Origin of the sequence: Pseudonocardia sp. P1 (genome assembly GCF_000178675.2) — a bacterium.
Classification (GTDB): Bacteria; Actinomycetota; Actinomycetes; order Mycobacteriales; family Pseudonocardiaceae; genus Pseudonocardia.
In genome coordinates, this window is sequence record NZ_ADUJ02000001.1 from 6,055,704 (window position 1) to 6,068,498 (window position 12,795).

A 12,795-nucleotide genomic window follows, 5' to 3' on the forward strand; every position below is an offset into this window, starting at 1 on the left:
GGACCGGGCCGCCCGTGCTCACACCACCGTCGGCCGGGGAGGCGCAGCAGGCGCTGCTGCGGGACCTCCTGCGCGACACGCACGCCGAGCCGGTGCCGGGGCCGATGCTGGTCCCGCTGCCGTCGGTCGGGATGAGCGTGGTCGCCGACGTCGCGGAGGTGTCCCCGGTCGGGACGCACCGGTTCGCCCGGATCGCCCTCGGCACGTCCGACGGCGGCCTGGAGCCCGACCCCGACCCGGACGAGCTGGCCGCGGCGCTGACCACGGAGCTGGCGGCCCGCTCCGGACCGACCGGCGCCACCCGTGCGGCGCCGCCCGGTGCCGGACTCCCCGGGGACGCCCCGCGGGACCCGGTCGCCGCGGTCGGACCCGCGCTGGCAGCGCTCCGGCAGCACCTGTCGCACGCCACGAACGGCGCCGCTGCCAGGGCCCGGGACGCCTGCGCCGCGGTCCTGCTCGACGGCCTGCTCCCGCGGGTCGCCGCCGGTGCCCCCGGCGCGGAGACCGAGCGGGCCCGGCTGGATGCGCTGACCGGACGGCTCGTGGGCGCCCGGGACGACGAGGCCCCCGGCCCGGTCCGGGACGCGCTCGGCTCCTGGCTGTCCGAGCCGTACCTGCCGCGCCGCCCGGTGCTGCACCCGTCGGCGTGGCAGCGGGTCCGGAACCCGCTGGTCCCGGTGGGGCCGGTGGCGGTGGCCGACCCGCCGGTGCCGGAACGGGCCGGCCGGTTCCGGCTGCGCCGCGCCACCCCCGGCGGCGCCGACCTGGACACCCTGGCCGGCTGGATGCGCCGGCCCGAGGTGATCCGGTTCTTCGGCCAGCCGTGGCCGGACCGGCGCTGGGCCCGTGAGCTCGCCGGGCACGGCCCGGGCAGCGGCACGGCCGCCGTCCTGGTCGACGACACCACCGATCCCGGTGCGGGTCCGGTCGCCTACCTGGAGCTCTACCGCCCGGTCCGGCACGCGCTGGCCCGCGGGTTCCCGGCCGGCCCGGACGATCTCGGGGTGCACGTCTGCGTCGGTGCGGCGCACCGGCGGGGGACCGGTGGTGCGCTGCTGGGCGCGGTCGCCGACGCCCTGCTGGCGGCGGAGCCGGGCTGCCCGCGGGTGCTCGCCGAACCGGACGCCCGCAACGACGCCGCGCTCGGCGCGTTCCGCCGGGGCGGGTTCACCCACGCCGAGACGGTCGCGCTCCCGCACAAGGACGCGGCGATCGTCGTGCGGGAGCGCCGGGCGGGCGCCTAGCTCGACGCCTCCCGCTCCAGCCGGAGCAGCTCGAGGTGCTGCTCGTACTGGTCGAGGAGGTCGTCGACGAGCTGGCCGTAGCTGTACCCCATGACGGTGTAGCCCTGGCCGCCGCCCTGCAGGTGCACCTCGACGCGGTGGTGGTCCGTCCAGGACGCCGCCTCGGCCGTCTCGATCCCGGCCGGGGCGGGGAGCGCGCTCCCGGCGGCACCGGTGAAGCGGGGCAGGCCGGTCACCCGGGGCACCAGCCGGTAGACGAACGGCAGCGTCTCGTGCACGTCGGCCACCAGCTCCAGGGGCTGCATCCCCTCCGGACGGTCCTCGCCGGGCTCGACCTCCGGGGCGTCGGTGTCGTCGCAGCGCTGCACCCGTGTCGGGACGCCCTGCGCGCGCAGCTCGGCCGCGACGTCGTCGAGCACGGTGGTCGCGGTCCCGGCCAGGAACTCGTCGGCACCGTGCGAGTCGGCGTGGTCCATCGTGCGGCGCAGCCGCTGCCGCCAGTCCTTGCCCGCGTCCGGGTCGGGCCCGCCCGGCCGGCTCCGCCCGGACAGCAGGGCGGGCAGGCTGGACCGCCTGCTCTCCGACCGGTAACGCTCCAGCCGGAGCGCCTTGTAGAGCCCGAGCATCACCAGGACCATCACGAACGCGAACGGCAGCCCCATGATCACGGTCGCGTTCTGCAGCGTGGTGATCCCGCCGACGAACAGCATGCCGAGGGTGAGCAGGCCGGTCGCGGCGGCCCAGAAGATCCGGTTGGCGGCCGTGGCGTCGTCGCGGGGGGTCTTCCGGTAGGAGGTCAGGTTGGCCATGACCAGCGCGCCGGAGTCCGCGGACGTCACGTAGAAGAGCAGGCCGGTCAGGGTGGCGAGACCGGCCAGGAAGCCGGCCCACGGGTAGTCGGCGAGCAACGCGTAGAAACCCTGCTCCGGCTGGTTGACCGCCAGGTCGGCGAGCTCGGAGTCACCGGAGCGGACGGCGTCCAGCGCGGCGTTCCCGAAGATCGAGATCCAGAACAGGATGTAGAGGAACGGGATCACCAGGGTGCCGACGACGAACTGCCGGATCGTGCGGCCACGCGAGATCCGGGCCAGGAACAGCCCGACGAACGACGCCCAGGCGATCCACCAGGCCCAGAAGAACAGCGTCCACAGGTTGAGCCACTCGCCGACGGCGGGGTCCGCCTGGTCGAACGCGAAGGTCTCCATGGTCAGCGCGGGGAAGCTCGACAGGTAGTCGCCCAGGTTGGTGACCAGGGCGTTGAGCAGGAACGACGTGTTCCCGGTGACCAGGATGAACAGGGCCAGCGCCAGCGCCGCGATCACGTTCAGCTCGGAGAGCCGCTTGATGCCCTTGTCCACCCCGGACACCGCCGACACGGTCGCGATGACCACCGCGACGACGACGAGCGCGGTCTGCGCGCCGAGTCCCTGCGGGACGCCGAACATCACGTTCAGCCCGACGTTGAGCAGCACCACGGCGATGCCGAGCGACGTCGCGATCCCGAAGATCGTGCCGAGGACGGCGGCGAGGTCGATCGCGTGCCCGACCCGGCCGAACACCCGCTTGCCGATCAGCGGGTAGAGCGCGGAGCGGATCGACAGCGGCAGCTCGCGGCGGTACGCGAAGTAGGCCAGCGCGATGCCCATCAGCGCGTACATGCCCCAGCCGGTGAGGCCGTAGTGGAACAGCGTCCACACGGTCGCCTCGCGGGCCGCCTCGACCGTGCCGCCCTCACCGACCGGGGGTGCGGTGAACTGGGTGACCGGCTCGGCGACCGAGAAGAACATCAGGTCGGTGCCGATCCCGGCGGCGAACAGCATCGCCGCCCAGGACAGGTTCGAGTAGTCCGGCTGCGAGTGGTCGGGCCCGAGCTTGATCGAGCCGTACCGGGACAGCGCCAGGAACAGCACGAACGCCAGGACGACGGTCGCGACCACGACGTAGAACCAGCCGAAGCCGCCGGCGATGAACTCGACGAGGAGTCTGATGACGGTGTCGGCGTTCTCCGGCAGGAGGATCGCCCAGGCCGCGACGAGCAGCACGCCGATCGCGGAGCCGTAGAAGACCGGCTTGTTGAGCCGGACCGCCGGCTCGTCGGGGACGCCGTCGTCCACCGGTCCGGACTGTGTCGTGCGGGACGGGCCGTCGCTCATCCGCTCGGACCTCCTCGGGATCGCGGTCGGGGTCGTACGCGACCGGGACCACCCGGCCAAACGGGACGACCCTATGCAGACCGCAACGCCCGCGCCAGCACCGCCGCGGAGGTCGTGATCACCTGTTCACGACGGGTGTGACGGTCGGCGGTCGGCCGGTAGCAGTGCGTGCAGCGCGTGGTAACCGACGAGCACGACGATCGTGCCGAGCGAGATACCGGAGAGCTCGAACCCGCCGACCGACAGGCTCGCGTCGCCGATCCCGATGATGAGCCCCGCGGCCAGCGGGACCAGGTTCGCCGGGTGCCCGAGATCCACCCCGGCCCGGACCCAGATCGTGGCGCCGAGCAGGCCGACCATGCCGTAGAGCACCACGGTCAGGCCGCCGAGCACTCCGCCCGGGACGGCCACGATCAACGCGCCGAACTTCGGGCAGAACCCGAGCAGCACCGCGACGGCCGCGGCGACCCAGTAGGCGGCGGTCGAGTAGACGCGGGTCGCGGCCATGACGCCGATGTTCTCGGCGTAGGTCGTGGTGGGGGAGCCGCCGACGGTGCCGGCGAGCGTGGTGCCCAGGCCGTCGGCGGCGAGCGCCCGGCCGAGGTAGGGGTCGAGGTCGGCGCCGGTCATGCCCTGCACCGCCTTGACGTGGCCGGTGTTCTCCGCGACCAGCGCGATGACCGAGGGCAGGACGAGCAGGGCGAACGTCAGCGAGAACGTCGGCAGGTGCCAGCCGGCGATCTCCATGCCGTCCGGGCCGGGCATCGTCGCGGGCGGCAGCCCGACCCAGCCGGCCTCCCCGACACCGGACAGGTCCACCCGCATCCGGGTCACGACGTCGCCGTTCGCGTCCGGTGAGGTGACGGGCCCGGTGGTGAGATCGAGCAGCCAGGAGAACGCGAACCCGGCGACCAGGCCGATCAGCACGCCGATCCGGCCCCAGAAGCCGGGCAGCAGCACCGCCGCGGCCATCACCACGACCATCGTGACCAGGGCGGCCCACTGGTCCTGCGGCCAGTAGACGGTGCCGGCCACCCCGGCCAGGTTGAACCCGATCAGCATGACGACGGCGCCGGTCACCGCGGGCGGGAGCACCCGGGTCACCCAGCCCGCGCCGAGCCGGTGCACGACCAGCCCGATCACGAGCAGCGCCACCCCGGCGACGACGATCGCGCCGGTCACCGCGGCCGAGTCGCCGCCCTGCGCGCGGATCGCCGCGACCCCGCCGACGAACGACGCCGACGAGCCCAGGTAGCTGGGGATCCGACCCTTCGTGATCAGCAGGAACAGCGCCGTGGCGACACCGCTCATCAGGATCGCGATGTTCGGGTTCAGGCCCATGAGGACCGGGAAGACGAACGTCGCCCCGAACATCGCGACGACGTGCTGCCCGCCCAGCCCGATCGTGCGGGGCCAGGACAGCCGCTCGTCCGGTGCGACGACCTCGCCGGGCGGCGGGGTCCGCCCGCCGTGCACCACGGTCCAGCCGCGCCACCGCTCGCGTGTTCCCGTCACCTGATCCCCCCACGTCCGTCCGGGCCGCGATCACCCTCGTCCCGGGTCGCCTCGCGGGCAAGGGGATCCGGCCCGGCCGTGACGTGACGTTCACTCCACCGCCGGACCCGGGGTGTCAGGCGGGCAGGGCCCGCAGCACGGCGTCGCGCAGCCGGACGCCGCGCCGGGCCTGCGCCACCCGGTGCACGACGCGTGCGGTACCGGCCAGCCGCTGGGTCCGGCGCCGCCGCTCCCGGTCGTAGCGCCGCAGGGCGGCGGGCAGCGGCTCCCCGGACGTGACCGCGGAGGCCAGGGCGACGCCGTCGAGCAGGGCCTGGCAGGCGCCCTGCCCGAGATCCGGGGTCATCGCGTGGGCGGCGTCCCCGAGCACGGCCACCCGGTGACCGTCGGTGTAGCTGCGCAGCCGGGGGTGCAGGTCGGCGAGATGGTGGCGCAGGTGGCCGTCGGCGGCGATCCGGTCGAGCACCCGGGGCACCGGGTCGTGCCAGTCCCCGAACCGCTCGCGGAGCAGGGCGAGATCGACCTCCGGGTCGTGCCCGGCGGGGACGTCCGCCGCGGGCAGCACGGCGTACCAGTTGACCCGGTCCCCGGCCGGGCCGTGCGGGAGCACCCCGAACCGGGCCGCGCGTCCCCAGGTCTCGCTGCCGGCGTCGACCCGCAGGGTGGCGACGCCCCGGTAGGCGACGGTCCCGGTGCGCCGCGGCCGGACGCCCGCACCACCGGGCAGGAGCGCGCGGACCACCGATCCCACACCGTCCGCGCCGACGACGAGGTCGGCACCGGCGTGGAGCCCCGCCGGGCCGGTCACCGGGTCGTCGTACCGGACCGTCCCGCCCGGGATCCGCGCGGCCAGCAGCGCCATGAGGTCCGGGCGGGCGACCAGCAGCACCTCCCCGGTCCGCGACGCGTCGATCGTGGCGAGCCGGGTGCCGTCCGGGCGGCGCAGCGTCCCGGACGACTGCGGCCGGGACACCGCCCGCAGGTCGTCGCCCGCGCCGAGCCCGTCCAGCGCGCGGACCGCGGCCGGCCAGATCCCGAGGGCGGTACCGTCGGTGACGGGCCCGGCCGCCCGCTCCCGCACGACGACCTCCCAGCCCGCCGCGTGCAGCCCCGCCGCGACGGTCAGCCCGCCGATCCCCGCCCCCACCACCGTCGCCCGCATGACGGTGAAAGTACTACGGATGTAGTGCCGAGTCACTACGGTTGTAGTGTGGGCTCGTGTCGGAACGGCGGGAACGGGTGCTGGACGCGGCGATCACCGTCCTGGGGGCGGGTGGGTCGCGGGCGTTGACGCACCGCGCGGTGGACGCGGCGGCGGGCCTGCCGCCGGGGTCGGCGTCGAACGTGGCGCGCACCCGGTCGGAGCTGGTCGCCGGCGTGCTGGACCGGCTGCTGGAACGGGAGGTCGCCGCCTGGGAGCTGCTCGCCGGCGGCCGGCCGGTCGCCGCCGGTGGGACGGCCGAGGAGCGGACCGTGCGGGCGCTGGCCGGGACGGTCCGCGAGCTCGCGGGTCCCGGCCGGGAGCTGACCCTGGCCCGGCACGCGATCTTCGTCGAGGCGGCTCTGGACCCGGCGCTGCAGGAGCGGATAGCGGCGGCACGGACCCGGATCGAACGGTGGGGCGCGGACTGGCTGGACCGGCTGGGCACCCCGCGCGACGCCGACGGCGTCCGGGCGGTGCTCGCCGTCGTCGAGGGGTGGCTGGTGCTCGCGGTCTCCGCACCCACCGCCGCACCGGACCCGGAGCCGCTGCTGCGCCGGGCGCTCGGCGGGTCCTGAACGACCGGCGGCCCCGCGACGCTGCTGCGTCACGGGGCCGCCGGTGCTGCGGGGAGCCGGACCGGATCAGGTGCCCGGCGCCTCGCCCTTCAGCGCGCCGTCGAGCAGCGGGTTGACGGTGTCGATCGCGTACGGCAGCGACAGCGGGCTGGAGTAGCCCAGCGCCCCGCCGAACTCCGAGCCGAAGGCCGGGAGGAAGGCCACCCGGCCCTCACGGACCGCCGGGATCGCGGCGAACACCGGGTCGGCCATGGCCTCCGCCTTGGTCCGCCCGATGACGACGATGACGTCGTTGTCCAGCTGGCCCTGCTGCTCCAGCGACAGCGTGGGCGAGTCGGCCCGCACCTGGAACCCGAGGCCCGCGAACAGCTGGGCGCGCAGGTCGTCGGTGCCGAGGTTGTACGGCTCCCCCTCGACGTAGAACGCCATGCTCAGCTTCTTGCCTGCGAAGTCGGGGTGCTGCTGCTTCGCCTCGTCGAACTTCTGCTGCGTCGCGGCGATGACCTCGTCGGCCTGCTCGGTGCGGCCGAGCGCCTGGCCGGTCACCCGGGTCTGCACGTCCCAGGTCGAGGCGTTGGTGCCGTCCTCGGTCGGCTGGGCGACCGTCGGCGCGATCTTGGAGAGCGCGTCGTAGGTGCCGCGGTCGATGAACGAGTACACGCCGAGGATGAGGTCCGGCTGCAGCGCGGCGATCTGCTCGATCGGCAGGTTGCTGGCGTCGAGGACCTCGGGGGTCGGCCCGAGCGGCGGCTGCGGCAGCCACGGCCGCTGCTGGAACGGGAAGTCGCCGATGACCTGGCGCTCGGCGACCGGCTGCACGCCGAGCGCCATCACGAAGTCGGCCTCGTTGTAGCCGATCGCGACGACGCGCTGCGGCTGCTGCGGGATCGTCGTCGAGCCGAAGGCGTGCTGGAGCGTGACGGGGAACGCCCCGGCCGGGGCCTCCGCACCGGACGGCGCGGCCTGCTCGCCACCACCGCCGGACGAGCAACCTGCCAGCGCGAGGAGCAGGACCGCGCAGGCGGCGATCGTGCGCAGGAGAGGACGGGGCATTTCTGATCCTTTCCGGTGGACCCGCAGGTCGCGGATCACGTGTGTGTCCCGGCCCGCGAGGGCCCGGTCTCGGTGGGTTCCGGGGCTCCGCCGCCGCGGGCGCCGGACCAGGCGGCCCACAGCCGGGCGTAGCGCCCGCCCGCGGCGACGAGCTCGTCGTGCGGGCCCTGCTCGACCACCCGGCCGGCCTCCAGCACCACGACGCGGTCGGCCGCCGCGGCCTGGGTGAGCCGGTGCGCGACGACGAGGCCGGTGCGCCCGGCCAGCGCGGCCTCGGCGGACTCCTCCAGCGCGCGGGCACCGGCGCTGCCGGCCTCCGCGGTCGCCTCGTCGAGCACCAGCACCGCCGGGTCGGTGAGCACGACCCGGGCCAGCGCCAGCTGCTGGGCGGCGACGACCGGGAGCCGGTGCCCGCCGTCGCCGACGACGGTGTCCAGGCCGCCGGGGAGGGCACGGGCCCAGTCCCCGGCCCCGACCCGGTCGAGCGCGGCGAGCAGCGCGTCGTCGCCGGCGTCCGGGCGGGCCAGCCGCAGGTCCTCGGCCAGGGTGCCGGCGAACACGTGCGACTCCTGGGTCACCAGGGCCACCGCGTCCCGACGGGCGTCCGCGCCCAGGTCCGCCAGCGCCGCGCCGCCGATCTCCACGGTCCCGGCGCCGGGGGAGTGCACCCCCGCCACGATCCCGGCCAGCGTCGACTTCCCGGCACCGCTGGCGCCGACCAGCGCGACCCGCTCACCGGCGGCCACGTCGAGATCGACGCCGGCGAGCACCGGGTGGCCGTCGACGTAGCTGTGTCCGAGGCCGCGCACCCGCAGCCCGGCTCCGGCGGCCGCGGCGCCGGCGCCGGCGGCGTCGTCGCCGTGCTCGAGGTCGGCGACCCCGACGATCCGGCGCAGCCCGGCCAGCGCGGTCTGCGCCGCGTCCAGCTGGAACAGCACGATGTTGATCGGGGTGAAGAGGTTGACGAAGTACAGCGCGGCCGCGCTCGCGGTGCCGATGCTCGTCGCGCCGGACCCGACCAGCCAGAACCCGGTGACCAGCACCGCGCCGAGCCCGATGAACTCGGCCAGGTTGAGCCGGCCGAACAGCCGGGTGTGCATCCGGACGACGGCGACGACGAGCCGGGCGACCTCGGCCGCGCGCCCGGCGATCGTCGTCGCGTGGCTCTCGTGCAGCCGGAACGCGCGCACCGTGGACAGCCCGGACGCCGTGTCGAGGAGCTGCTGCTGCTGGGCGCCGCCGGCGATCCGCTGCGCCGTGTAGAGCGGCGTGGACCGGCCGAGGAACGACCGTGCCGTCCAGACCTGCACCGGGACGGCCAGGAGCGCCGCGAGCAGGAAGCGCCAGTCCAGCACCGCCAGCCCGACGCCGGTCAGCGCGACCAGCAGGGCGGCCCGGGCCAGCTCCGGCACGGCCTCGCGCACGGCCTCGCCGACGACCGCGACGTCGTCGGTGACCCGGGAGGTGAGGTCGCCCGCACCGGCCGCCTCCACCCGGGCCTGCGGCAGGTGCAGCGCGCGGTCCACGAACCGCTCGCGCAACCCGGCCAGCAGGGTCTCGCAGAACCGGGCCGCGAGGGCGACGCCGAGCGCGCCCAGCAGGCCCTGCACCACGGCGATCCCGGCCAGACCGAGCACCGGCGGCCAGACGGCGTCCGCGCCCCGGCCCTGGGCGACCCGGTCGACGATGTCGCCGAGCAGCGGTGCGGCCAGCAGGCTCACCGCGGCCCCGCCGACGAGCACCAGCAGTGCGACGACGGCGGTCCCGCGGGCCGGGCGGCCCAGCTCGCCGAGCAGGGCGCGGATCCGCGCCGTGGACGCGATCGGCAGCAGCACGGTCGGGGCGGTCATGCGGTCACCACCGCGCGGTAGTCGGGGTCGTCCATCAGCTCGGCGTGCCGGCCGCGGGACCGGACCCGGCCCCCGACGACGAACAGCACCTCGCCCGCCCGGTCCAGCAGCACCGGGCTCGTGGTCACCAGCAGGGTGCTGCGACCGGCCCGGAAGCGGGCCAGGCCCTCGGCGACCCGGACCTCGGTGACGGCGTCGACCGCCGTCGTCGGGTCGTGCAGGACGAGCACCGGGGCGTCCGCGGCCAGCGCACGGGCCAGCGCGATCCGTTGCCGTTGCCCGCCGGACAGCGACCGGCCCCGTGCGGAGACGTCGGTGTCGGCGCCCGCCGGCAGGGTCGTCGCGACCTGGTCGGCGGCCGCGGCGGCCATCGCCGGTTCCGGGTCCGTGTCGTCCGGGGCGCCGGCCAGCACGTTCTCGCGCAGCGTGCCGGTGAACAGGTGGGCGTCGTGCGCGGCGACCAGCACGGCGCCGCGGGCGACGTCGGCCGGCCACGCGTCGAGCGCGACGCCGTCGAGCGCGATCCGGCCGCCGTCCGGTTCGGTCTCCCGGGCCAGGCAGGCCAGCAGCACGGCCGCGTCCTCCGGGTCGGCGGTCACGACGGCGGCGGGCGGGCCCGGCGTCACGGTCAGGTCGAGGCCCTCGTCGCCGCCGAGGCGGCCGTGGCGCAGCCCGCGCACCGCCAGCTCGGCCGGCCCGGCGCCCGGGGTGCCGGCGAGCTCGTCCGGGCCGGAGCCGACGGCCGGTCCGGCCGAGAGCACGGTCGCGATCCGGGCCGCCGACGCCCGTCCCTGGGCGAGCCGGGCACTGACGAAGCCGAACATCTGCAGGGGACCGACCAGGAACTGGGCCAGGCCGACCGCGGACACCAGCCCGCCGACGGTGATCGAGCCGTTCGCGGCCAGCATGCCGCCGACCAGCGCGATCACCGCGAGGAACAGGCCGTTGGCCAGCTGGACCGAGCCCAGGAACCCGGCCTCGGCGCGGGTGGCGCGCAGGGTCGCGCCGAGCGCGTCCCGGCTGCGGACCCGGTACCGGCGGACGGCGGCCGGGCGTGCGCCGATGCCGTTGAGCACCCGCAGCCCGGCGACCAGGTCGGCCGCGGTCCCGGCGGCCTGGGCGGCGTGCTCCTGCTCCGGCCCCGACCGCTTCTGCAGCGGCTTGACCACCAGCTGCACCAGCCAGAGCAGCGGCGGGGTGCCGAGCAGGATCAGCAGGCCCAGCGTCGGCGAGATGGTCAGCAGCGAGACCGCGGCGACCGCGACGGCCGCGACCGCGGCGAACCCGAACGGGACGGCGACGTTGAGCTCGGCGACCCGCTTGGCGTCGGACACCGCGATCCCGGAGAGCTCGCCGGGCAGCCGGCCGGCCTCCCCGCCGCCCCGCGGGTGCAGCAGCCGGGCGGCGACCAGGCGGCGCAGCCGGGCGTCCGCCCATGCCTCCGCCGACCAGGCCCGCCGGGCACCGAACCGGTAGGAGTACGACAGCACCAGGAAGTCCAGTGCGAGGACCGCGAGCCACCCGGCCAGCGCGACGGGGTCCCCGGTCGCGACGGCGCGGTCGATGATCACACCGACCAGCACGGGCACCAGCGCCTCGCCGGCCTGGTGGCTGCAGAACAACGCCGCCGCGGCGGCGATCCGGCCGCGGAACGCGCCGAGCGAGCCACGCAGGACGTCCCGCCCGGACACCTCCCCGAGCGGTGCCGGCTCAGCGGACCCTGTCATGCAGCGAGGGTAACCTTACCTACCCGGGAAGATCACTACCGGCCTGCGAGAATCGTCCAGAGATCGTCGAGCTGCCCGGTTCCGGTCGCCGGGTTGCCGAACGCCACCCGGATCACCGGCCGCCCGTCGACGTCGGTGCCGGAGAGCAGGACCCGGCCGGTCGCGTTCGCCGCGTCCAGCAGCGACCGGGTGGCCTCGTCGTCGCCCTCGTCCGATCCGGTGCCGGTCACGCGCAGGCAGACCAGGGCGAGCACGGGCTCGGCGGCCAGGTCGAGGCCGTCGTGACCGCGGACGCGTTCGGCCAGCTCGGCGGCCAGCGCGACGTGCCCCCGCAGGTGCGCGCGCAGCCCGGACAGCCCCTGGCCGTGCAGCACCGCCCACAGCTTCAGCGCGCGGAACCGGCGCCCGAGCGGCACCTGCCAGTCCCGGTAGTCGACGACCGCGCCGGAGTCCGACGCCGCGTCCCGCAGGTACGGCGCCGCGATCGAGAGGGCCGCGGGCAGCGCGGACGCGTCCCGGACCCAGAGCAGCGACGCGTCGAACGCGGTGAGCAGCCACTTGTGTGCGTCGGTGCAGAACGAGTCCGCCCGGTCGACGCCGTCGACCACCCAGCGGTGCTCCTCGCACAGCGCCGCGACGCCCGCCCAGGCGGCGTCGACGTGCACCCACGCCCGGTGCTCGGCCGCGACGGCGGCGACCGGGCCGACGGGGTCCGACGCGCCGGTCGAGGTGGTGCCGACGGTCGCGCACACCATGACGGGGAGCAGGCCCGCGGCCGCGTCCTCGGCCATCGCCACGCGCAGCGCCTCGGGATCCATCGACGCCGTGCCGGTCGTGCAGGGCACGGTGCGCAGGCCACGCGCACCCAGTCCGGCCGTGCGGACCGCCTTGGCCAGCGAGGAGTGCGTCTCGGCGGTCACGTACACGCGCTCGCGGCCGGTGACGCCGCGTGCCCGCCAGCCGTCGTCCGGGCCGGGTGCGGCGCGGTGCAGCGCCGCCAGCAGCGCGACCAGCGACGCCGACGACGCCGAGTCCTGGATGACGCCGCCACCGCCGCCGTCGTGGGTGAACTCCTCGGCGAGGCCGAGTGCGCGGGCCAGCTGGTCGGTGATCGCCTGCTCGACCTCGGTGCACGCCGGCGAGGTCGACCAGAGCATCCCCTGCGCCCCCGCGGAGCCGGACAGGAGCTCGCCGAGCAGCGAGGTCAGCGACGCGTTGGCCGGGAAGAACGCGTGGAAGCCGGGATGCTGCCAGCGGGTCTCGGCGTCGCCGGTGACGGTCTCGACCAGCGAGGGGAACGCGGCCAGCGGGGACGGGGCCTCGGCCGCGTGGTCGTCGAACCGGGCGCGCACGGTGCCCGGCTCGACGACGTCGCGGACCGGCCGCCGGTGCAGCCCGGCCCGGGAGTCGGCGACCGCGTCGACGAACAGGTGGCCGAGGGCGCGGAACTCGTCCGGAGTCAGGTCGGGCACGG

At 75.9% G+C, this 12,795-nt stretch carries 9 protein-coding genes; 2 read left to right on the forward strand and 7 right to left on the reverse strand.

Going from position 1 to position 12,795, the window contains the following annotated elements; genetic code table 11:
- Positions 1-14 precede the first annotated feature (14 nt).
- On the forward strand, positions 15-1,244 hold the full coding sequence (locus PP1_RS28115) for a GNAT family N-acetyltransferase (RefSeq protein WP_139323901.1): 1,230 nt from the start codon (positions 15-17) through the stop codon (positions 1,242-1,244).
- Here PP1_RS28115 and betT read toward each other — a convergent pair.
- The 3 genes from betT to PP1_RS28130 form a co-directional block, all read right to left on the reverse strand.
- Positions 1,241-3,397, reverse strand: coding sequence for a choline BCCT transporter BetT (gene betT, locus PP1_RS28120; protein ID WP_010230319.1), 2,157 nt, complete (start codon positions 3,395-3,397; stop codon positions 1,241-1,243). The two genes, PP1_RS28115 and betT, sit on opposite strands and share 4 nt — an antisense overlap.
- A gap of 126 nt (positions 3,398-3,523) precedes the next feature.
- Complete coding sequence (locus PP1_RS28125; RefSeq protein ID WP_010230318.1) at positions 3,524-4,912, reverse strand: uracil-xanthine permease family protein; 1,389 nt, start codon at positions 4,910-4,912, stop codon at positions 3,524-3,526.
- A gap of 115 nt (positions 4,913-5,027) precedes the next feature.
- The gene (locus PP1_RS28130; RefSeq protein WP_010230317.1) at positions 5,028-6,074 is read right to left on the reverse strand and encodes an FAD-dependent monooxygenase; all 1,047 of its coding nucleotides are present in this window, start codon (positions 6,072-6,074) and stop codon (positions 5,028-5,030) included.
- A gap of 56 nt (positions 6,075-6,130) precedes the next feature.
- On the opposite strand from PP1_RS28130, the gene PP1_RS28135 reads away from it, so the two are divergent.
- Positions 6,131-6,691 (forward strand): TetR/AcrR family transcriptional regulator, encoded by a 561-nt coding sequence (locus PP1_RS28135; protein ID WP_075314426.1) that lies wholly within the window; start codon positions 6,131-6,133, stop codon positions 6,689-6,691.
- 66 nt (positions 6,692-6,757) lie between these two features.
- Here PP1_RS28135 and PP1_RS28140 read toward each other — a convergent pair whose 3' ends face one another.
- From PP1_RS28140 to PP1_RS28155, 4 genes are read right to left on the reverse strand one after another with little or no spacing between them, the layout of a single operon-like run.
- Entirely contained in the window at positions 6,758-7,744 is a 987-nt protein-coding gene (locus PP1_RS28140) for an iron-siderophore ABC transporter substrate-binding protein (RefSeq protein ID WP_010232720.1), read from the reverse strand.
- Between the two features lie 35 nt (positions 7,745-7,779).
- Positions 7,780-9,594, reverse strand: coding sequence for an ABC transporter ATP-binding protein (locus PP1_RS28145; protein WP_075314424.1), 1,815 nt, complete (start codon positions 9,592-9,594; stop codon positions 7,780-7,782).
- Positions 9,591-11,321 (reverse strand): ABC transporter transmembrane domain-containing protein, encoded by a 1,731-nt coding sequence (locus PP1_RS28150; protein ID WP_075314422.1) that lies wholly within the window; start codon positions 11,319-11,321, stop codon positions 9,591-9,593. Before PP1_RS28150 ends, PP1_RS28145 begins: the two co-directional genes overlap by 4 nt.
- Positions 11,322-11,356: 35 nt before the next feature.
- Entirely contained in the window at positions 11,357-12,793 is a 1,437-nt protein-coding gene (locus tag PP1_RS28155; RefSeq protein WP_010225935.1) for a pyridoxal phosphate-dependent decarboxylase family protein, read from the reverse strand.
- Positions 12,794-12,795: the final 2 nt, after the last annotated feature.

Coding starts and splice junctions, on each gene's coding strand:
- betT (WP_010230319.1), bottom strand. CDS start 3,397: ATGAGCGACGGCCCGTCCCGCACGACACAGTCCGGACCGGTGGACGAC.
- PP1_RS28130 (WP_010230317.1), bottom strand. CDS start 6,074: ATGCGGGCGACGGTGGTGGGGGCGGGGATCGGCGGGCTGACCGTCGCG.
- PP1_RS28140 (WP_010232720.1), bottom strand. CDS start 7,744: ATGCCCCGTCCTCTCCTGCGCACGATCGCCGCCTGCGCGGTCCTGCTC.
- PP1_RS28145 (WP_075314424.1), bottom strand. CDS start 9,594: ATGACCGCCCCGACCGTGCTGCTGCCGATCGCGTCCACGGCGCGGATC.
- PP1_RS28150 (WP_075314422.1), bottom strand. CDS start 11,321: ATGACAGGGTCCGCTGAGCCGGCACCGCTCGGGGAGGTGTCCGGGCGG.